This is a genomic window from Bifidobacterium sp. LH_730 (assembly GCF_056355835.1).
In genome coordinates this window covers 41,079-63,058 of the sequence record NZ_JBKETB010000006.1, presented here as the reverse complement: position 1 = coordinate 63,058, position 21,980 = coordinate 41,079, and the positions used below count along the sequence as shown (strand labels likewise).

14 protein-coding genes are annotated in these 21,980 nt (G+C 62.7%); 11 read left to right on the top strand and 3 right to left on the bottom strand.

The window, feature by feature from the left end; genetic code table 11:
* Window positions 1-28 precede the first annotated feature (28 nt).
* From gyrB to AC1AUD_RS08535, 3 genes are all read left to right on the top strand, one after another.
* Window positions 29-2,107 carry a DNA topoisomerase (ATP-hydrolyzing) subunit B gene (gyrB, locus tag AC1AUD_RS08545; protein WP_476574013.1) on the top strand — a complete coding sequence of 693 codons (2,079 nt, stop codon included), beginning with the start codon at window positions 29-31 and terminating at the stop codon, window positions 2,105-2,107.
* Window positions 2,108-2,270: 163 nt separating this feature from the next.
* Window positions 2,271-4,988 carry a DNA gyrase subunit A gene (gene gyrA / locus AC1AUD_RS08540; protein WP_476573926.1) on the top strand — a complete coding sequence of 906 codons (2,718 nt, stop codon included), beginning with the start codon at window positions 2,271-2,273 and terminating at the stop codon, window positions 4,986-4,988.
* 56 nt (window positions 4,989-5,044) lie between these two features.
* A complete protein-coding gene (locus AC1AUD_RS08535; RefSeq protein ID WP_476573925.1) occupies window positions 5,045-5,596 on the top strand; it encodes a DUF3566 domain-containing protein in 552 nt (183 codons plus the stop codon).
* A 97-nt stretch (window positions 5,597-5,693) separates the two neighbouring features.
* Here the strand turns inward: AC1AUD_RS08535 and AC1AUD_RS08530 are convergent, their stop codons facing one another.
* Window positions 5,694-6,734 carry a LacI family DNA-binding transcriptional regulator gene (locus AC1AUD_RS08530; protein WP_476573924.1) on the bottom strand — a complete coding sequence of 347 codons (1,041 nt, stop codon included), beginning with the start codon at window positions 6,732-6,734 and terminating at the stop codon, window positions 5,694-5,696.
* A 124-nt stretch (window positions 6,735-6,858) separates the two neighbouring features.
* On the opposite strand from AC1AUD_RS08530, the gene AC1AUD_RS08525 reads away from it, so the two are divergent.
* The 6 genes from AC1AUD_RS08525 (at window position 6,859) to AC1AUD_RS08500 (ending at window position 15,125) form a co-directional block, all read left to right on the top strand.
* Window positions 6,859-8,205 (top strand): ABC transporter substrate-binding protein, encoded by a 1,347-nt coding sequence (locus AC1AUD_RS08525; RefSeq protein WP_476573923.1) that lies wholly within the window; start codon window positions 6,859-6,861, stop codon window positions 8,203-8,205.
* A gap of 316 nt (window positions 8,206-8,521) precedes the next feature.
* Entirely contained in the window at window positions 8,522-8,971 is a 450-nt protein-coding gene (locus AC1AUD_RS08520; protein WP_476573922.1) for a hypothetical protein, read from the top strand.
* Between the two features lie 55 nt (window positions 8,972-9,026).
* Window positions 9,027-10,925, top strand: coding sequence for an ABC transporter ATP-binding protein (locus tag AC1AUD_RS08515; RefSeq protein ID WP_476573921.1), 1,899 nt, complete (start codon window positions 9,027-9,029; stop codon window positions 10,923-10,925).
* Window positions 10,922-12,739 (top strand): ABC transporter ATP-binding protein, encoded by a 1,818-nt coding sequence (locus AC1AUD_RS08510; protein ID WP_476573920.1) that lies wholly within the window; start codon window positions 10,922-10,924, stop codon window positions 12,737-12,739. The genes AC1AUD_RS08515 and AC1AUD_RS08510 overlap by 4 nt, the downstream gene beginning before the upstream one ends.
* A 173-nt stretch (window positions 12,740-12,912) precedes the next feature.
* Complete coding sequence (locus AC1AUD_RS08505) at window positions 12,913-13,422, top strand: hypothetical protein (RefSeq protein WP_476574012.1); 510 nt, start codon at window positions 12,913-12,915, stop codon at window positions 13,420-13,422.
* A 53-nt stretch (window positions 13,423-13,475) separates the two neighbouring features.
* A complete protein-coding gene (locus tag AC1AUD_RS08500) occupies window positions 13,476-15,125 on the top strand; it encodes an RNA-binding domain-containing protein (RefSeq protein ID WP_476573919.1) in 1,650 nt (549 codons plus the stop codon).
* Between the two features lie 204 nt (window positions 15,126-15,329).
* Here the strand turns inward: AC1AUD_RS08500 and gdhA are convergent, their stop codons facing one another.
* The gene (gene gdhA, locus AC1AUD_RS08495) at window positions 15,330-16,676 is read right to left on the bottom strand and encodes an NADP-specific glutamate dehydrogenase (RefSeq protein WP_476573918.1); all 1,347 of its coding nucleotides are present in this window, start codon (window positions 16,674-16,676) and stop codon (window positions 15,330-15,332) included.
* Between the two features lie 184 nt (window positions 16,677-16,860).
* The gene (locus AC1AUD_RS08490; protein ID WP_476573917.1) at window positions 16,861-18,252 is read right to left on the bottom strand and encodes an ABC transporter substrate-binding protein; all 1,392 of its coding nucleotides are present in this window, start codon (window positions 18,250-18,252) and stop codon (window positions 16,861-16,863) included.
* Between the two features lie 245 nt (window positions 18,253-18,497).
* Here AC1AUD_RS08490 and AC1AUD_RS08485 point away from each other — a divergent pair, with 245 nt between their 5' ends.
* A complete protein-coding gene (locus AC1AUD_RS08485; RefSeq protein ID WP_476573916.1) occupies window positions 18,498-19,841 on the top strand; it encodes an MFS transporter in 1,344 nt (447 codons plus the stop codon).
* Window positions 19,841-21,976 carry a CocE/NonD family hydrolase gene (locus tag AC1AUD_RS08480; RefSeq protein ID WP_476573915.1) on the top strand — a complete coding sequence of 712 codons (2,136 nt, stop codon included), beginning with the start codon at window positions 19,841-19,843 and terminating at the stop codon, window positions 21,974-21,976. Before AC1AUD_RS08485 ends, AC1AUD_RS08480 begins: the two co-directional genes overlap by 1 nt.
* The last annotated feature ends 4 nt before the right edge of the window (window positions 21,977-21,980 follow it).

Here is a 21,980-nt window from a genome sequence, read left to right as displayed (position 1 = left end):
CCCTGTGGCGGATTCCCAGGACCAAGCCATGAGCAAGGAAGAGCAGCTCAAGGCGGCGGCCGAACGCATCAACACCACCGAATTGCAGGACGGCGAACTCGATTCGACGATGCAGCCCGAGCATTACGACGCCTCGGATCTGAAGGTCCTCGAGGGCCTTGAGGCCGTGCGCATCCGCCCGGGCATGTACATCGGTTCCACCGGCCCGCGCGGCCTGCACCATCTGGTCTACGAGATCGTCGACAACTCCGTCGACGAGGCGCTGGCCGGATATGCGAGCCATATCGAGGTGACGATCCTCAAGGACAACGGCATCTCCGTGACCGACGACGGCCGCGGCATCCCGGTCGACATCGTGCCCGGCGAAGGCGTCTCCGGCGTCGAGACCGTGATGACCAAGCTGCACGCCGGCGGCAAGTTCGGCGGTGGCGGATACGCGGTGTCCGGCGGTCTGCACGGCGTCGGCATCTCCGTGGTCAATGCCCTGTCCACGCGCGTCGACATCGAGGTGCGCCGCCAGGGCTTCCACTGGAAGCAGACCTATCTCGACCAGAAACCCACCGACCGCCTGGCCCAAGGCGAGCCGATGGGCGCCGACGAATCGACCGGCACCACCGTGACCTTCTGGGCCGATCCGGCGATCTTCGAAACCACCGTCTACGACTTCGAGACGCTGCGCCGCCGCTTTCAGCAGATGGCCTTCCTCAACAAGGGCCTCAAGATCACGCTCACCGACCTTCGCGAACCCGACCAGGCCGGCGACGAGGTGACCGGCGACGACGCGCCGGACGCCGGCGAGACGCATCAGACCGTCACCTACCAGTACGCCAACGGCATCAAGGATTACGTCGACTATCTGGTCAAGATGCACAAGTCCTCGCCCGTCGAGGAGGAGATCATCGACTTCGACGCCGAGGACGTCAAGCTCGGCATCTCCGCCGAGATCGCGATGCAGTGGACCACCGCCTATTCCGAGGCCGTGCACACCTTCGCGAACACGATCTCGACCACCGAAGGCGGCACGCATGAGGAGGGCTTCCGCGCGGCGCTCACCTCGCTGGTCAACCGCTACGCCCGCGACAAGGGCATTTTGAAGGACAAGGACGAGAACCTTTCCGGTGACGATGTGCGCGAAGGCCTGACCGCCGTCGTGTCCGTCAAGCTCACCACCCCGCAGTTCGAAGGCCAGACCAAGACCAAGCTCGGCAATTCCGAGGCCAAGACCTTCGTGCAGCGCGTGATGACCGAGAAGCTCGGCGACTGGTTCGATGCGCATCCCGCCGAGGCGAAGAACATCATCCAGAAGGCCATCGAGGCCTCCCGCGCCCGTTTGGCCGCCAAGAAGGCGCGCGAGAACACGCGTCGCAAGTCGATCTTCGAGTCCGCCGGCATGCCCGACAAGCTCAAGGACTGCCAATCCAGCAATCCCGAGGAATGCGAGCTGTTCATCGTCGAGGGCGACTCGGCAGGCGGCTCCGCGATCCAGGGGCGCAATCCGATCACGCAGGCCATCCTGCCGCTGCGCGGCAAGATCCTCAACACCGAGCGCGCCTCGCTGGACCGCATGATGAAGTCCGACACTATCGAATCGCTGATCACGGCGGTCGGCGGTGGATACGGCGAGGACTTCGATATCTCGAAGGTGCGCTACCACAAGGTCATCATCATGGCCGATGCCGATGTGGACGGCGCGCATATCGCCACGTTGAACCTGACGCTGTTCTTCCGCTATATGCGCCCGATGATCACCGCCGGCTATGTGTATGTGGCCATGCCGCCGCTGTATCGCCTCAAGTGGACCAAGGGCCCGCATGACTTCGTCTACACCGACACCGAGCGCGACCGTGTGCTCAACGAGGGCAAGGCGAAGGGCCGCCAGCTGCCCAAGGGCGAGGGCATCCAGCGCTACAAGGGCCTGGGCGAGATGAGCTATCAGGAGCTGTGGGAGACGACCATGGATCCCGAGCATCGCATCCTCAAGCAAGTGACCATCGAGGACGCGGCCGCCGCCGACGAGACCTTCTCGATGCTCATGGGCGACGAGGTCGAGCCGAGGCGCCTGTTCATCCAGCGCAACGCCACCTACGCGAAGTTTATTGATGCATAGCGCTCTGTCATCCTGAGCGGAGCACGAAGCGCGGAGTCGAAGGATCTCCGGCCGAGATGCTTCGACTGCGGCCTGCGGCCTCCGCTCAGCATGACAGGGGAAACTTGCCTCCCACCCGACACGACAGATCATCCCAAGGAATCCGAGTAACGGAAAGATAACCATGGCAGACGAAACGAATACCACCGACGGCGCGGACGAGCAGTTCGTGCCCGACGGCTCGCAGGAGCCGTTGAGCCCGCAGGAGGCGGACACCACCGACTACGGCCTGATGACCGGCGAACGCATCCAGAAGCGCGACCTGCAGGCCGAGATGCGCGAGTCGTATCTGGCCTACGCCATGTCCGTGATCGTCGACCGCGCCCTGCCCGATGTGCGCGACGGCCTGAAGCCCGTGCACCGTCGCGTGATCTACGCGATGTATGACGGCGGATACCGCCCCGACCGCGGATACAACAAGTGCTCCCGCGTCGTCGGCGACGTGATGGGTAAGTACCATCCGCACGGCGACTCCGCGATCTACGACACCCTCGTGCGCATGGCCCAGCCGTGGTCGATGCGCTATCTGCTCGTCGACGGCCAGGGCAACTTCGGCTCCCCCGGCGACGATCCGGCCGCCGCCATGCGTTACACCGAGTGCCGCATGGCGCAGCTGTCGATGGAAATGGTGCGCGACATCGACAAGGACACCGTCGACTTCGCCCCCAACTACGACGGCAAGACGCAGGAGCCGACCGTGCTGCCCGCGCGTTTCCCGAACCTGCTGGTCAACGGCACCTCCGGCATCGCCGTCGGCATGGCCACCAACATCCCGCCGCACAATATGCGCGAGGTGGCGGACGGCGTGCATTGGGCGCTCGACCATCCCGAGGCCTCCAAGGAGGAGCTGCTCGAGGCGCTGATCGCCCGCATCAAGGGCCCCGACTTCCCCACCGGCGCGACGATCCTCGGCCACAAGGGCATCGAACAGGCCTACCGCACCGGCCGCGGCCTCATCACGATGCGCGCCGTCGTCAACACCGAGGAGATCAAGGGGCGCATGTGCCTCGTGGTCACCGAGCTGCCGTATCAGGTCAACCCCGACCGCCTCGTCGTCTCGATCCGCGAGGCCGTGCGCGACGGCAAGATCCAGGGCATCGCCGATATGCGCGACGAAACCTCCGGCCGCACCGGCCAGCGCCTTGTGCTCGTCCTGAAGCGCGACGCCGTGCCGAAGGTCGTGCTCAACAACCTCTACAAGCATTCCGCGCTGCAGCAGACCTTCGGCGCGAATATGCTCGCCCTTGTGGGCGGCGTGCCGCGCACGCTGAGCCTCGACGCGTTCATCCGTCACTGGGTGAACCATCAGCTCGATGTGGTCGCCCGCCGCACCGCGTATCTGAAGCGCGAGGCCGAGGAACGCGACCATATCCTGCAGGGCCTGCTCAAGGCCCTCGATGCGATCGACGAGGTCATCAAGCTCATCCGCGCCAGCCGCGGACGCGAGGATGCGCGCCCCAAGCTGATGGAATTCCTCGATATCGACCAGGTGCAGGCCGACGCCATCCTGTCGATGCAGCTCGTGCGCCTCGCCAATATGGAGGTGCAGAAGATCATCGACGAGCATGAGGAACTCATGCGCAAGATCGCCGATTACAACGACATCCTCGCCCGCCCCGAGCGCCAGCGCCAGATCGTCGGCGACGAACTCGACGAGATCGTGGCCAAGTATGGCGACGAACGCCGCACCCGGATCCTGCCGTTCTCCGGCGAGATGAACGTCGAGGACCTGATCCCCGAGGAGAATGTGGTCGTCACCGTCACGCACTCCGGGTTCATCAAGCGCACCAAGGCCGACGAATACCGCGCCCAGCATCGCGGCGGCAAGGGCATCAAGGGCACCAAGCTGCGCGAGGACGATGTGGTGGATCATTTCTTCCTCACCTCCACGCATAACTGGCTGCTGTTCTTCACGAACAAGGGCCGCGTCTATCGCATCAAGGCCTATGAGCTGCCGGAGGGATCGCGCGATTCCAAGGGCCAGCATGTGGCGAATCTGCTGCAATTCGGCCCCGACGAGACGATTCAGACCGTGCTGTCGATTCCGGATTACGAGGTGTCGAAGTATCTGGTGCTCGCCACCCGCTCCGGCAAGGTCAAGAAGACGGCTCTGGCCGAATACGATTCCCCGCGTCAGGGCGGCCTGATTGCCGTGCGCCTCATGGCCGACGAGGATGGGTCGAACGCCGACGAACTCATCGGCGCCGCGCTGTGCAATGCCGAGGACGACATCATCCTCGTCTCGCGCCTGGGCATGAGCCTCAAGTTCCAGGCCGACGATGCCTCGTTGCGCCCGATGGGCCGTCAGACCGCCGGCGTGCAGGGCATGAAGTTCCGCGAGGGCGACGAGCTGCTTGCGATGGACGTGGTGCCCGAGGATTCCGACAAGGATCTGCTCGTCGTCACCGACGAGGGCTTCGCCAAGCGTTCCGCCATCTCGGAATACCGCCTGCAGGGCCGCAATGGCTTCGGCGTCAAGGCCGTGCAGCTGGTCGAGGGCCGTGGCTCGCTGGTCGGCGCGCTGGTGGTCTCCGAGGACGATCAGGTCATGGCCATCATGAAGTCCGGCAAGGTGATCCGCTCCGATGTGGCCGAGGTCAAGCGCACCGGCCGCAACACGCAGGGCGTGACGCTGGCCAAGCCGGACAAGGGCGACGAGATCCTGTCCATCGCGTTGAATGCGGAGAAGGACGAGGATGAGGCCGAGAGCGCTGAGACTGCCGAAAGCACGGCCGAGGAGAAAACTTCCGAAGCGGTCGTTGTGACCTCGGACGGCGGTTCTGTCCCCGAAACGGCATCCCCGTCTGACGAAAGCGTGAACAACGCAAGCGACGCGGAGTAATCGTCGAAAAATACTGGTAGCCTCGGCATGGAAAACCGAGGTGGATAGGAGCGAGAATGAGCGACAACCAGGAGACCAACGAGGCCGAGTCCTTCGCACCTGAAGAAGGGATGGAGCGGGAGCGTGCCCCGCGCATGGCCCGTTCCGCGTCAAGCGAGCCACTGCTCGACCATGCCGGGCAGGCCGCCGACGAATCGGGCGCCATCAAGTCGCGTCCGGCCGTGCGCCGCACCGGCTCCACGCCCCGCGCCCGCCGCATGAGTCTGTCGGTGACGCGTGTGAGCGCCTGGAGCGTGGCCAAGGTGGCCTTCCTGCTGACCATCGCCGGCGCGATCATCCAGATCGTGGCCGCGGCCTTGGTATGGGTGCTGCTCAATCTCGTCGGCGTCTTCGACCAGATCACGCAGATCGTCTCCTCCACCGGCCTCGACACCGAGAGCTTCGACCTGGCGAATGTGTTCAGTCTCGGCACCGTGCTGAGCGCCGTGACGATCTTCTCGATCGTCGAGATCGTCATCATCACACTGCTGGCGACCATCGGCGCGCTGCTCTATAACGTCGTCGCCTCGCTGGTCGGTGGTGTCCATGTGACGCTGGGCGACGACTGATCTCTACGGCGTTTCGTTTTCTACCGCAACTGTTCGCGCGGCCCGCAGTCCCTCATCGGACTGCGGGCCGCGGCCGTATGCTGGCTTGTGTGGTTGGTCAGGCGGATTGGCGTGCGACGATGCGCGTCGGCAGGATCACGGTCTGTTCCTGGATCGCTTCGCCGCGCAGCTGCCTGAGCAACAGGTTGGCCATCGTCTCGCCGTGCAGCATGGAGTCCTGATGCACGGTGGTGAGCTTGGGATTGGCCAGCAGCGCCATCTGCGAATCATCGAAGCCGGTGACTGCGATGTCTTCGGGAACGCGCCGGCCCATGCGGTTGATCTGGTTCATCGCCCCGACCGCGATACTGTCGTTCGCGCACACGATGCCATCGATGTCATCCAGCTTCGATTCGAAGGCGAGCACCGCCAACTCGCCGCTGGTGATCTCCCAGTCGTCGGCGTAATACACGAGATTCTCGTCGTAGCGCTCCCCCATCGCCGTTCTGAACCCGTTGAGACGGTTCAGCGAGGTCGGCGAATATCCGGGGCCGCAGATGTAGGCAAGCCTCGAACGACCCTTGTCGAGCAGATACCGGGTGATATTGGCCTGCCCCTCCTCGTTGTTGAAATCGACCGCCGGATAGTTGAGATCGCCGCGATTGCTGACCTCGGATCGGACGACAGGCCGGCGCGTGTCGAGGAAGGTGCGTGCCAATGAGTTGTCGTTGCTCATCGAGAACAGCAGATATCCGTCGGCGAAATCGCTGTGGACCAGCTGGGTGATGCGCTCGGTCGATTGGTCGGTGTTGGCGATGAGCGTGACCATCTGGTATCCGGCGTCGCCGAGCACCTGGTTCGCGCCGGACATCGCCATGGAGACGCTGGCCTGCACGATGGTGGTGTTGTTCTCGACCTGGATGATCAGGGCGACGGTCGAGGTGCGCCGGTGGGCCAGCGAGCGGGCGGCGTTGTTGGGGGTGTATTCGGTGTCCTCGATGGCCTTCGCGATCTGCGTGGCGGCGGCCTGCGAGACATGCGCGCTGCCGTTGAGATACCGGGAGACGGTGCCATAGGAGACGCCGGCCAGCTTCGCGACATCGCGGATGGTCGTTTTCTTGCGCTCCGTCATGGTTGTCATCATATCGTCGTCGATCATCGTTCGCTCCTATTGCGACACGCCGGTGTGTAACCGGTCACAAGCCAGTATATACTATCGCATGTAACCGGTCACACAAACGATGTTGTACTGCGTGTGACGCCCAAGGAAGGGAAGGAATATCATGGCATTCTCTGCGAAGAAGTCCATCGCGCTGCTTGGCGCCGCCGCGATGCTGGTGTCCGTGGCCGCCTGTGGCTCCGACACCGCGAACTCCGGCGACTCCGCCGCCAAGTCCGACGGCGGCAAGACCGAGCTCACCCTCTGGGGCTGGGACGGCACGCTGCCCGAGGTCATCGAGGGCTTCGAGAAGAAGTATCCGGACATCACGGTCAAGCTGTCCAACGTCGGCACCTCGGCCGAGACGCAGACCTCGCTGAACAACGCGCTGGCCGCCGGCAAGGGCGCGCCGGACGTGGCGCAGATGGAATACCACTCGATCACCCAGTTCGCCCTGTCCGATGGACTCGAGGATCTCACCGATCTCGCCGGCGATTACCAGGACTTCTATCAGGAAGGCACTTGGAAGGGCGTGCAGGTCGGCGGCAAGACCTATGGCATGCCGCTGGATTCCGGCCCGAACGCCCTGTTCTACAACAAGGAGGTCTTCGACAAGGCCGGTGTGACCGAGGCGCCGAAGACCTGGGACGAGTTCTATGAGGCCGCCAAGAAGATCCATGCGCTCGGCGACGACTATTACATCACCTCCGACGCCGGTGACAACAGCCAGTCCACGACGTTCATGTCGCTGGTCGCCCAGGCCGGCGGCGAGCCCTTCACCGTGGACGGTGAGAACGTGGGCATCAACCTGACCGGCGACGAAGGCACCAAGAAGACCGTCGACTACTGGCAGAAGATGATCGACGAAGGCCTGATCAACACCAAGGTGACCTCGTGGTCCGACGAGTGGAACCGTGGCCTTGGCGACGGCACGCTGGCCTCGCTGGTCATCGGCGCCTGGATGCCGACCAACCTGCTCAACGGCGCTCCCGGCGCCTCCGGCAAGTTCCGCGTCGCCACTGTTCCGCAGTGGTCCGACGGCGAGAACGTCAACTCCGAGAACGGCGGTTCCGCGCTCGTCATGCCCAAGGGCACTAAGAACAAGGACGCCGCGTGGAAGTTCATGGATTACGTCTCGCACGACGCCGAGGGCATCAAGCTCCGCGTCAACGACGGCGCCTTCCCGGCCGACAATGAGACGCTGAAGGAAGACTACTTCCTCAAGGGCACCGAGAAGCTGACGACCTACTTCGGCGGCCAGGCCTACAACGAGGTGCTCGCCGAGGCGGCCTCCCAGAAGATCGGCGACTTCCAGTTCCTTCCCTTCTGGGCCCAGGCGCAGAACACCTTCGGTGATTTCGCCGGCAAGGCCTACCGTGGCGAGGAGAAGCTGACCAAGTCCATGGAGGACTATCAGAAGTCCCTCGTCGACTACGGCAAGAACCAGGGCTTCACCATCAAGGAGGGCTGAGCCTCACATCACTGATTTCGACTTCATCTGAATCTCCTTTCTGCAAGCGGGACGTTCCTTCGGGAGCGCCCCGCTTGTCGTCTGCCACGCGTGTCGAACGGATGTTATGCCACACTTCCCGCAGCATTGTGGATAAATGTGGACAATGTGGATAACTTTGTGGATAAGTGTCGTTGTGAACGGGTGATGCGGCGTGACTCGGCTATATTTGCGTTTGTCTGAAATCGGACTATTATGCTGTAATTGTCTGTAATCAGACAAAAGTGCGGAGATGGACGGAATGAACCGTCATATGAATGTCGAAAGGAGCGGCGGTATGGCTGAGGCGGATGCATCGCCGCTGGAACGACTGAACCGGATCTGGAAGGAAAGCGACCGGATCTACCACGATGTGGCCCGTCGCTCGAGGCTGTCGGACTGCGCGTTCTGGATCATGTATGGACTGATGAACATGGACCGGCCGCTGCCGCAGAAGGATATGTCCCAATCGTGGCAATACAGCCGTCAGACCGTGGCCTCGGCCCTGCGTCAGCTGGAGGAACGCCGGCTCATCACCGTGCGGCTGGCCGACGGATCGCGCTGGGACAAGGTGATCGAACTGACCGACGCAGGCGCGGAATTCGTCGAACGATACGTGGCCCCGGTCGTCCTCGCCGAACAGACGGCTTTGCAAGGCATGGGAGATGACGCCGAACGGCTCATCGACATGATGCGGCTGTATGTGCAGCTGCTCGATACGTCTTTGAGTGTGCAAACGGAACCATAACCGAATGTGACCGAATGTAACCGAATGCGGAAACGAGGGAAGGAGTGACGCCCGCATGAGATTGCTGCTGAGATTCCTCAAACCATACAAAGGCCTGATGGCCGCGACGCTGTTCGCGCTGCTGCTCGACGTGGCCGGCGCGCTGCTGGTGCCCACGATCCTGGCCGAGATGATCAATGTGGGCGCCGACGGCGGCACCGAACATATCCTGCCCACTGGCATGGTGATGCTCGCCATCACCGTCGTCTCCGGCGTGGGCGCGCTGGTCGGCAGCTACCTGTGCGCGAAGCTGTGCGCCAATGTCGGCCGCGATATGCGCAACGCCATCTACGATTCGACGCTGAAGTATTCCGACGGCGATTTCAAGGAATTCGGCACCGGATCGATGATCACGCGCACGCTGAACGACATCAACGTGATCCAGCAGACCGTGATGATGAGCTTCCAAATGCTCATCCCCGTGCCGATTATGTTCGTCATGGGCATTTCGCTGGCCTTCATGCTCGACGCACTGATGGGATGGGTGCTGCTTGGCACCGTGCTGATCGTCGTGGCGCTCACCGTCGTCATCGTGGCGAAGGCCGCGCCGATCTTCGACAAGCTGCAGCGCTTCATCGACCGCATGAACACCGTGCTGCGCGAGAACATCACCGGCGTGCGCGTGATCCGCGCATTCGGCCGCGACCGGCACGAGCGCAAGCGTTTGGATAAGGCCTTTTCCGACTATGCCGACAGCGCCATCCGCGTGAACCTGCTGTTCGCCGGGCTGGACAGCTTCTCGTTCTTCTTCATCAATATCGTGATCGTGGCCGTGATGTGGCTGGGCGGCGATCGCGTGGGCGTGCACGCGATGCAGATCGGCGATATCACCGCGTTGATCGAATACGCCATCCTGATTCTCTTCTACATCATGATGGCCGGTTTCGTGATGTTCATGGTGCCGCGCGCGTTCATCTGCCTCGGGCGTGCGAAGGAAGTCATCGACCGCGAGCCGTCGATCAAGGATCCGGCGGGGGAGATCCTTCGACTGCGCGCTGTGCGCTCCGCTCAGGATGACGGTGAAGTGGCGTTGCGCTCCGCTCAGGATGACAGTGAAGCCGCTATTCAGGATGACGATAAAGCAATTTGTCATCCTGAGCGGAGGCCGCAGGCCGGAGTCGAAGGATCTCTTCCAGCCGCCGGCGAGAAAATCGCCTGCTTCGATCATCTCTCGTTCCGCTTCGCCGACGGTGCGGAGGACACCCTGCAGGATCTCACCTTCTCGTGCCGGCGCGGGCAGACCACCGCGATCATCGGCCCTACCGGTTCCGGCAAGTCGACGATCGCGCGGCTTATGCTGCGCCTGCTCGATGCCACCGACGGGCAGGTGAAGATCGAGGATCGTGACGTGCGCGGCATGACGCAGTCCGAACTGCGCGAGCATATCGCCTACGTTCCGCAGAAGGCTTGGCTGTTCTCCGGCACCATCGCCGAGAACCTGCGCTACGGCGACCCCAATGCCACCGACGATGACCTGTGGCATGCGCTCGACGTGGCCCAGGGCTCTTTCGTGCGCGAACTGCCCGACGGGCTCAACAGCCGCGTCGCACAAGGCGGCACGAATTTCTCCGGCGGACAGCGTCAGCGCCTCGCCATCGCCCGCGCGCTGGTCAAGAAAGCGGATCTCTATATCTTCGACGATTCGTTCTCGGCGCTCGATTTCGCCACCGACGCGGCCCTGCGCCGCGCGCTGGCGGACGAACCGGCGATCAAGGACGCGGCGATGCTCATCATCGCGCAGCGCGTGAGCACCATCGTCAAGGCGGACCAGATCATCGTGCTCGTCGACGGCAAGGTGCGGGGGCGCGGCACGCACGACGAACTTATGGAAACCTGCCCCACATATCAGGAGATCGCCCGCAGCCAGATGAAGGCGGGGGAGGAGAACGAAGACACCAAGGAGGTGACCCGATGAACGAACAGACCGATGCCTACGAAGAGGAGCTCGAAGTTCCCCGCGATTTGAAGGCCACCGTGCGGCGCCTGTGGGGTGTTGCCAAGGCGCAGCACTGGCGCATCTTCACCGTGTGCACCGGCATTGTGTTCTATGTGGCCATCACGCTTGCCGGACCGATGTACACCGCATATCTCATCGATCTGTTGTGGGAGAAGATCCAGGTGGCGTGGGCCGGCGGCGAGACCTTCCGCATCGGATGGCTCGACGGCGGCGTGCAGATCCTCGGTCTGTTCGTGATCTACACGCTGCAATGGGCCTTCTACTCGATGCAGACCTTCGTGATGGCCGGCTTCGCCGAGCGCATCAACCTGGTGCTGCGCAATCAGGTGGGGGAGAAGCTCACCAAGATGCCGCTCAAGTATTACGACGCGCATCAGCCCGGCCGCATCATCAGCCGCGTGACCAACGATCTCGACAAGATGAGCGAGGTCATGCAGACCGGTCTGCTGCGCCTGCTGGTGGCCATCGGGCAGGTGACCGGCGCCGTGGTGATGATGGTGTATATCAACGTGTGGCTGGCGTTGGTGTTCGTCGTCTTCGCCGTCGGGTCGAGCTTCGTGACGAAGATCGTCGCGGCCAAGACGCTGGTGCTGGCCGCCGAACGCCAGCGCGTCGTCGGCATCCTCACCGGGCATGTCGAGGAGGCGTATTCCGGGCGCTCGATCATCCGCGCCTTCAACCAGGAGGAGGCCAGCTCCGCGCGCATCCACAAGGCCACGCAGGAGGTGGCCGATGCGATGCGCCGCGCCGATTTCATGACCAACGCGATCAGCCCGGCCATTCGCCTGATCGTGCGTTTGTCGCAGGTGTTCATCGCCGTGATGGCGGGCCTGATGCTCGCCGCGGGGCAGCTCACCGTCGGTGTGTTCCAGGCGTTCTTCCAATACATCAACCAGGCCTCCGAACCGCTGACGCAGATGTCGTTCACGATCAACTCGCTGCAGTCGGCGCTGGCGTCGGTCGAGCGCGTCTTCGACATCCTGGACGAGGAGGAGATCGAACCGGAGCCGGCCGAGGACGAGGCGCAGCATGTCGCCGAACCGTTGCGCGGACAGGTTTCCTTCGAGCATGTGCGATTCGGATACGACCCGGAGCGCCCGCTGATGAAGGATGTGACCTTCACGGCCGAGCCGGGTCATCGCACGGCCATCGTCGGCGCCACCGGCGCGGGCAAGACCACGCTGATCAACCTGCTGATGCGGTTCTATGAGATCGATGGCGGGCGGATCACGCTTGACGGCGTGGATACGCGGAAGATCAACCGCACCGAGCTGCGCGGCGAGTTCGGCATGGTGCTGCAGGATGCTTGGCTGTTCGATGGCACGATCGCCGAGAACATCGCCTACGGCCGGCCCGATGCGACGCGCGAGGAGATCATCGCCGCCGCGAAGATGGCGCGTGTGGACTATTTCGTGCGCACCTTGCCTGACGGCTACGACACGAAGCTGGCGAATGACGCGGAGAACATCTCGCAGGGCCAGCGTCAGCTGCTGACCATCGCGCGCGTGATTCTATGCGATCCGAAGATCCTGATTCTCGATGAGGCGACCTCGTCGGTCGACACGCACACTGAGCAGGAGATCGGCAAGGCAATGAACACGCTGATGCACGGCCGGACCAGCTTCGTCATCGCGCACCGTCTGTCGACAATCGTCGACGCCGACCTGATCCTCGTCATGGACCACGGCACGATCATCGAACAGGGCACCCATCGCTCCCTGTTGGCCGCCGGCGGCGCCTACGCCCGCCTCTACAACAGTCAGTTCGCGTAAGTCGGCGGTGAAACCTCGCGCCATACACAGGGCGGCGGGCATGCTCATCCAGCGTTCGGCGGCCTCGGCGGGCGACCGTGACTATGCTCACCGTCGGACTCGCCCATCCTGGCTACTCCCACGGGTGCGAGAAGTATTCGAAGTTCGCGTATTCCTCGCGGTTCGGGTTCTCCATCACACGCTCGAACCCGCCTTTGGAGGAGTTCGCGCCCGACAGCATGCTGGCGGTGCGTGTGGACGGGCGTCTTTACGGCAAGGAAGCGGCTGCGGTCGATGCTTCCGGGTGGCCGGAGATATCGATGGGCGGAACTGGTTATGGGGTCGTCTGGTCGCCGTGCCCGGGCGTGCGGGTGCGCACGCGCGTCGAGGCGACCGCCGACGGGCGCGAGCGGGTGCATGAAATCGAGGCCGAGCGGGCCTGCGAGGTCGAGGATCTGACGGAAGGTGCGGCCGGCGAAGCCGTGGTCATCCGTTCCGGCCCCAATGCCAATCTCATCGTCCCCAAAACCGTCATTCCGCGGTCCACCACGGCATCCCTGCCGGCACCACCACCATCCGCACTGCCGTGCGCTATCTGTGAGGTGTGTTTCAAGCGCGCGTTTGAGGAATTTGAAGGGTGTTTTGATTACAGGAATATGCTGCTCGTTCCTTGCAAGGTTTCTTTGCGTGATGCTAACATGTAAGAATATTAATATAACATGTTAGCATTTTGCAAGATTGGTGAAAGGAGTGGACGGTGCTGCCGGATACGGAATCCTTGACGGTTGAGTTTAAAAGTGAGAGTAAACGTCCGCAATCCGATGATGAGATTGTGGAGAATGTCGTTGCCCTTGCCAATACGCAAGGCGGCACGTTGTATCTTGGCGTCGAGGATGATGGTACGCCTACAGGCATTTCCAAAGAGCATGGTAATCTCAACGGACTTGCGGCCTTTGTGTTTAACAAAACAGTGCCGCAACAAACGGTTCGCACGGAATTATTGCATGAACAGGGTCACTCTGTGGTGGCAATTGAAGTAGATAACAGCCAGCAGATTGTGTCGACCAGTGGAGGCAAGACTCTGCAACGCCGATTGAAAGCTGATGGCAAACCTGAAGTGGTGCCATTATTCGTTGCCCAATTTATCAGTCGTTTATCGCAGCAACGCAACTACGATTACAGTGAACAACCCGCTCCTGAGGGTAGTCTCTCAGATTTGGATGGCGAATGTCGTAACCGGCTACGAAGCCGTATTCGTGAGACTAATGCGCAGAATGCTTTGCTGGCGTTTGACGATAAGGATTTTGACCGGGCACTTGGTCTGGTGTCAGGTCCTGAGGGCGAGGAATTGCCGACTATCGCGGGTGTGCTGACCATCGGCACTGCGGAATCCATCAAGCGATGTGTGCCCACTGCTTCGGCTGTGTTTCAGGTCATGGATGGCACGAAGCCAAGAGTCAATATCGATCCGTTCGTTCTGCCTTTAGTTGATATGTTCGATAAGATTAGCGACTTGATGCAGCCGTGGAATGCCGATCATGAAGTGATGAGCGGTCTGGTGCATGTGAGTGTGCCGGATTTCGACCATCAGGCTTTTCGTGAGGCTATGGTGAACGCTTTTTGCCACCGCGATTATGCGCGCATCGGCAGTGTACGGTTCATGGTCGATGGTGATGGTTTGACCATTTCCAATCCCGGCGGATTCATCGAAGGGGTAACTGAAGACAATCTGTTGACCGCACAGCCTCGGTCACGCAATCCGCAACTGGCGCTGATTCTGAAGGCGGCCGGCTTTGCTGAACGCACCGGGCGTGGCGTGGATAAGATCTATAGTGGTTCGTTGGCCAGTGGTGGTGCGATGCCCGATTACTCGGAATCCACTGCTAGTGAGGTCAATTTGTTCATTCGCAGGGCCGTTCCGGACGAGGCGTTTATCCTGATGGTCTCCGAGGAGGAAAAACGGCGTGGCGGAGAGCTTTCAGTGTGGGCGCTTATCGTACTGTCCTTGTTGAAAGAGCATCGGCGTCTCACCATGTCGCAGCTGTGTGAGTTCTCTAGACTGGAGAAACGCCGAGTGGTGGGTGCCACGGAAGATTTGGTGGAATCCGGTGTGGTCGAGGCATCAGGGAGTGGCGTATCGCGTTCATATATCTTGAGTTCCAAGGTGTATAAGGAGGCAAATGCCTTGCCGGCATATGTGAGGCAAAGCAACATCGCTGCTACTAGGCGCAGGGGTCTGGTGCTTGAATTGGCTGAGAAAAACGGCGATGGAGTAAGCTCTTCGGAGGTTATGGAGCTGCTGGGATTGAGCTACATCAGCGCGTATCGGTTACTTAAGAAGATGGAAAGCGAGGGTAAGTTGCGTCATGAAGGCAACGGTCCCTCGTCGAGGTATGTCATAACGTGATGGTGGTATGCAGGTTTGTGGGCAAGTGCATGACGTTCGTGGTTAAGCTTCGTGGGTGCCCTTCTTGCACTGAATTTACAAAATTCTAGCATGTTGAAATTCTTAGTTAACATGTTAGAATCTTTGTAAGATGAATGAAAATGGTGGCTGGATATCAATGCGATATCCAGCCACCATTTGTTTAGGCAAACAAACAAAATAGCGTCACAGCACGCCCTGGGCGACCATGGCGTTGGCGACCTTGACGAAGCCGGCGGCGTTGGCGCCGAGCATGAGGTCGCCCTCGTGGCCGTATTCCTTGGCGGCGGCCAGGGAGTTGGCGACGATGGACTCCATGATGGACTTGAGCTTGGCGTCGACCTCCTCGAAGGTCCAGGACAGACGGTAGCTGTTCTGGCTCATCTCCAGGCCGGAGACGGCCACGCCACCGGCGTTCGCGGCCTTGGCCGGGCCGTAGAGCAGACCGTTCTTCTGGTAGGTCTCGATGGCCTCCGGAGTGGACGGCATGTTGGCGCCTTCGCACACAACCTTGCAGCCGTTCTTGACCAGAGCCTCGGCGGATTCGCCGTTGATCTCGTTCTGCGTGGCGCAGGGCAGCGCGATGTCGCAGGGCACGGTCCACACGCCGGAGCAGCCCTCGTGATACTCGGCGCCCGGCACGCGCTCGGCGTACTCCTTGATGCGGCCGCGCTCGACTTCCTTAATCTGCTTGACCACATCGAGCTTGATGCCGTCCTTGTCGACCACATAGCCGTTGGAATCGGACATGGTGATGACATTGGCGCCGAGCTGCTGGGCCTTCTGGCAGGCGTAGATCGCGACGTTGCCGGAGCCGGAGATCACGACGGTCTTGCCTTCGAAGGAATCGTTCTTGAGCACGCGCAGGGCTTCCTGGGTGTAGTAGCAGACGCCGTAGCCGGTGGCCTCGGTGCGGGCGAGCGAGCCGCCGAACTCCAGGCCCTTGCCGGTCAGCACGCCGGAATACTCGTCGCGGATGCGCTTGTACTGGCCGAACAGGTAGCCGATCTCACGGCCGCCCACGTTGATGTCGCCGGCCGGCACGTCGGTGAACTGGCCGATGTGGCGGCACAGCTCGGTCATGAAGGCCTGGCAGAAGCGCATGACCTCGGCGTCGGACTTGCCCTTCGGGTTGAAGTCGGAGCCGCCCTTGCCGCCGCCCATCGGCAGCGTGGTCAGCGAGTTCTTGAGGATCTGCTCGAAGCCGAGGAACTTGATGACGCCCTCGTTCACGGTCGGGTGGAAGCGCAGGCCGCCCTTGTAGGGTCCGATCGCGGAGTTGAACTGCACGCGGTAGCCGCGGTTGACCTGCACCTTGCCTTCGTCATCGGTCCAGGCGACGCGGAACTTCACCACGCGCTCCGGCTCGACGATGCGCTCGAGCACGCCGGCCTTCTCATACTCCGGGTGCTTCTCGACGACCGGCTGCAGGGTCTCGAAGACCTCGCGCACGGCCTGCAGGAACTCGGGCTGGTCGCCATCGCGCTGCTCGACCTGGGCATAGACGCGCTTGACGTACTCGTTGGTGAACATAGAAATCCCCTTTTGGATTGGGCTATCAATACGCCCTTGATTTTAAGCGCGCCCCGCCCCGCCGACAATGTCCCGCCCATCATTCGGGAAACGCCGTGCGCCGATGTAATATGCCCGAAAACTGCCGTTAACACAGGCTGGTGCGGGCGCGCAATTCACAGCGCACCCGCACCGGTTCCGCGTCTTACTTTGTGGTCTTCGTGGTGATTTCGAACCCCTGCGACTTGCCGTAGGTGGCGAGCATATCTTGCCACTGCTTGATATGGTCGCTCAGACGGGATCCGTCGATGAAGCCGGGGCCGATCGCGTCGGTGTAGACAGTGCGCGCATACACCTCGAAGGGCAGGAACTCGAAGCCGGGCTTGACCTCGGCCGCGGCCTGTGCCAGCACCTCGTTGAAGGCCTGGCCTCCGAAATAGTCCACATCCTTGCCATCCGAGTTGCGGATGGTGGTGGCCTTGAGGAAGTCCTCGCTTTCCAAGGTGCCGTTGTCGGCCGGGAATGCGCCGAGCTTCACGCGGGTGTCGATGCCCTCGCGGCTATGCGTGGCGTATTCGAGGAACTGCCAGGCGGCTTCGTTGCTCTCGGAGCCGGCCACAAGCTGCAGGCTTGAGCCGCCGTTCTCGGCATTGACCCGAGGGCCGCTCGCCGACCATTGCGGAATCGGGGCCACGCGCCACTGCCCGGCCGCGGATGGCGCGCCGGAGACGAGGTTGGCGGGCATCCACGCGCCCTTGATCGTCGCGGCGATCGAACCGTCGCCGAAGCCACGGTTCCAGTCGTCGGTCCAATCCTTGGTCGTTGTGTCGATGAGGTCCTCGTCGATGAGTCTCTGCCATAGGTCGAGCACCTTCCTGACGCCCGCGTCGGAGGTCAGCGACAGGCTCACGGCGTTGTCCTTGGTGACGAACGGCGTGCCGCCGGCCTGCCACACCATGCTTTCGAAGATGCCCACATCGCCGGTGTCGTTGATGATATACGATCCGGTGGCGCGGATCTTCTTGGCGGTCTCATAGAACTCGTCCCAGGTCTTCGGCGCCTCGGTCACGCCGGCCTTGTCGAAGACGGTTTTGTTATAGAAGAACGCCATCGGGCCGGAGTCCATCGGCAGGCCGTAGACGCCGCCGGCGTAGTTGACCTGCGACCAGGTGCCCGGGGTGAAGAAGTCATCCCAGCCCTTCGTGCGGTCCTTGAGATCGACGAGGCTTCCTTTGAGCGCGAACTCGGGGATGGACTCGTATCCGACCTGCACGACGTCCGGTGCGCCCGAGCCCGCGGACATCGCGTTGTTGAGGGCGGTGTATTCGTCGTTGCCGGTGCCGACGTTGGTCAGGGAGACCTTGATCTCGGGATGCGCCTTGGCGAAGTCGTCGGCGACTTGCTTGAGCGTGGGCTCCCAGGCCCATATGGTGACGGACTGCTTGTCGGCGTTCGTCGAGCCGCATGCGGCGGTGGCGACCAGCGTGGCGCAGGTGAGCCCGAGCGCCGTCGCGCGGATCAGCCTGCGGCCCCGATTGGGGATGAGCCGCCGGGTGCGGGGTTGCGTTGAATGAGTTGGATTATGCGGATGAACCATGATCGGCCTTTCTCTCATGGCACCCGTGGCGAAGGGTTGTCGGCGACGTTGAGTCGCGTTGACGAAGATCCATCATACCGTGTCTGTAAACGCTTACAAAAAGCGGTATCCAGCATAGGGACACCATGGCCGCGCTGTTTCCGGTTTGTCCCATATAATGTCGGCCGGACCAGTGAGCTCGGGGGCGGCGGAACATCCTCCGAACCGACCGATCTGCGTTACAGAGAACTAGGGAAGAGGAACGCATGAACCCAATCGCCCGCAAGCTGTCCCAACTCGGCATGGGGGACAAAACCCGGCGCAATTTCGTCACCATATTGCTGGTGGCCGCCGGCGGCGCCATCATCTACGGCCTGCCGTATGTGCACTATGACTATTACGACGCCTACGCCTCCGTCTATCACCTGACCAACACGCAGATTGGCGTGCTCGGCAGCGTCATCGGCGTTTTCGGCATGATCTCCTATCTGTTCGGCGGTTTCCTCGCCGACAAGGTGAGCATCCGTCTGCTGCTGTCGGTGTCGCTGATCGGCACCGGTCTCGGCGGTTTCCTGCATCTGCTGCCGCTTAATTTCGTCTCGCTTGTCGTGCTCTACGCCTTCTGGGGCTTCACCTCGCTGTTCGCGTTCTGGCCCGCCTGCGTCAAGGCGGTGCGCGTGCTCTCCAGCCCCGAGGACAAGGGCAAGTCCTTCGGTTGGTTCGAAGGCGCCCGCGGCATCGTCGCCGCCGCGATGGCCTGGGCCGCGATCCTCGCCTTCCGCATCGGCGTCGGCCTCGGCGGACACGGCGGCAATGATGACGTCACCGGCATGATGGCCGTCATCGTCTACTATTCCGCGCTCACGGTGCTCGCCGGCCTGCTGGTCCTCTGGAAGATGCCGAAGTCCGACCATATCGAGGACAGCGAGAAGGTCACCTTCAAGGATCTCGGCACGGTGCTGCGCATGCCCGCCGTGTGGATCATCGGCATCGTCACCTTCTGCAACTACGTCTACACGATGTCGGTCTACTACTTCACGCCCTACGGCACCTCGCTGCTGGGCATGAGCGTGACGGCCGGCGCGGTGCTCGCCGCATGCAAGCGTTTCGTCACGCCGGTCTCGAATGTCGGCGGCGGCTATCTCGCCGATAAATTCGGCACCAGCCGTCTGCTGTTCATCTCCTTCATCGCGATGGCCGTCGGCATCTTCGTCATGCTGCTGCTGCCGATCGGCCCGGCCTCCGTCGTGTGGTTCGTGATCCTGTTCCTCGTCGTCTATTTCTTCTACAACGTCAACTATCCGCTCACCTGGGCCATGATGGACGAGGGCGCGATCCCCGAACGCGTCTCCGGCACGGCCGCCGGCATCATCTCGACGATCGGCTACCTGCCCGAGATCTTCTGCTCGCTGCTGGCCGGCGCGCTGATCGACGCCCACCCCGGCCCGACCGGATACCGTCTGTTCTTCGCCTTCCTCATCGGCATGCTGCTGTTGGGCGCCGTGTTTGTGGTGGTGTGGAGCAAGTATCTCAAGCGCCATGGCATGGGCAAGGCGGCCGCTGCTCCCGGCGCCGCCGCTCCAGCCGCCGACGCAGTGACGGAGGTCTGATGAGCGACCAGTACGTCGCCGCGCCGCAATCCACGCACACCGATATCCCTGACGTCTCCGCGGCTCCGGATTTCCCGGAACCGACCCGTCCCACGCGGGACTGGGCGCGCTGCCGTTTCGCCCGCGTGTGGGTCGAGACCCCGGTGGATACCGACGGCGACGGACTGGCCGATCTGGTGGCCGTGTATCTGCGCCTTCCCGAGGGGGCGGACGCCGCGCACCCGGTTCCGGTGTTGTATGTGGCCGATCCATACATGCTCGGCTGCGATGACGACGGCTACCGCCCGCATGCGACGGTCGGTCGGCTCAAGGCCTTCCCGCCTTCCGAGACGACCTGGGCCGACGTGAGCGAGGGGGAGGGGCCATGCGCCATCGACCCCGACCATCGTCCGACCCGCCGGCGGCCGACATGCGCCGGCGAGCCGGTGCCGGCGCCGTCCTGCGCGCCGCGGGAGCTCGAGTGCATCAGCGAGTATTACAGCTACTACAACTGCTGCGGATACGCGACGGTTTTCTGCGCCGGATTGGGCACCTTGGATTCCGAGGGATACAACGACTGCGGCTCACCCGAGGAGACCGCAGCGTTCCGCGCCGTGATCGACTGGATGTGCGGACGGGCGCGTGCCTACGCCGACCCGGCGGGCTCGCAATTGGTCGAAGCCGACTGGTGCACCGGCAAGGTGGCAATGACCGGCAAAAGCTATCTCGGCACCATGTGCGTGGCCGTGGCCTCCACAGGCGTCGAGGGGTTGGAGGCCATCATCCCCGTCGCCGGCATCTCGAATTGGTATGAATACTACCGATGCAACGGCCTGGCACGCCCCGCGCTCGGTTGGCAGGGCGACGACATCGACCTGCTGGCCTCGTATTGCTTCTCCCGCCGCAACACCCCGGGCCTCGACGAGGCCGTCCTGCGCGGATATCAGGCGCATCTCATCGGCATCGGCGCGGCGCAGAACCGTGACGAGGGCGGATACACGGCATGGTGGAACCGCCGCGACTATCTGCGGCATATGACCGACCATCCCTGCCCGGCGCTGATCGTGCAGGGGCTCAACGACTGGAATGTCAAGCCTTCGCAGGCCATGCGCATGGCGCGCGCCTGGCATGAGCGCGGCGCCGTGTGCTCGATGCTGCTGCATCAGGGCGACCATATCTACGCGCATGATCTGAAGGGCTCTCCGGCGCACGAGCTGATGCACCGGTGGCTTGACCACTGGCTGCTCGGCGTCGACAACGGCGTGCCTGATGATGTGCCGGCCGTGATCACGCAAAGCAACCTCGATCAACGCGTCTGGATGGCGTCGGACGGCATGCCCGGCGTCACCGCCACCGCCTGCCGTGTGGATGACGCCGACATCGACGCCGTGTTCGCCGATGCGACGACGTTGGCGCTGAGCGCCGACGAAGTCGCGGCGCCGAGCGCCGGCGAGGCTGCGCCGTTCCCGGGCGGATGCGTCTCTGCGCTTCCCCTGCCCCAGGATGCGTCCGAACTGCCATTGGGCACGATCATCGACGATACCTGCGGGCTGTCCGACACAGATGGCATCGCGGACACCTTGCTGTTGGGCCAGTGGCGCGACCGCATGGCCCTGGGGCGCGGCGCGCGGCCGCATGACGCGCTGCGCCTGACCGGCGAACCGCTGGCGGCCGACATGCGGCTGCGCGGCGAACTGCTGGTGGAATTCGACGCGGGCTTCTCCACGCCCACCGCCGCCATCGGCGTCATGCTTGTCGAGCTCGGCGAGCGGTGCCGTCTGACCGCGCATGTCGAGGATGCGCCGGGGAAACCGGTGCAGTGGGGTGAGCATACGCCGTCCACACGGCTGAAGCGCTTCCGCGTGGAGGAATCGCCGTCGCGCTACCGCATCCTCACCAGGGGGTGGACGAACGCGCAGAATGTCCACGGCGCCTTCCGCAAGGAGCGTCTGCTACCCGGCCGTCGCTACCATTACCGCCTCACCACCGAGCCGATCGACACCATCGTGCCGTCCGGCTCGCGTCTGCGCTTGGTCATATTCGGCGCCGATTCCGAGGCCACCGTCACCCCTGCCGAGCCCATCGCCTTCGCCGTTGACCCCGCCACCGTCGCCGCCCGCATCCACATCGCTCCCGCCGATGCCGGGCGTCTGTAGGACG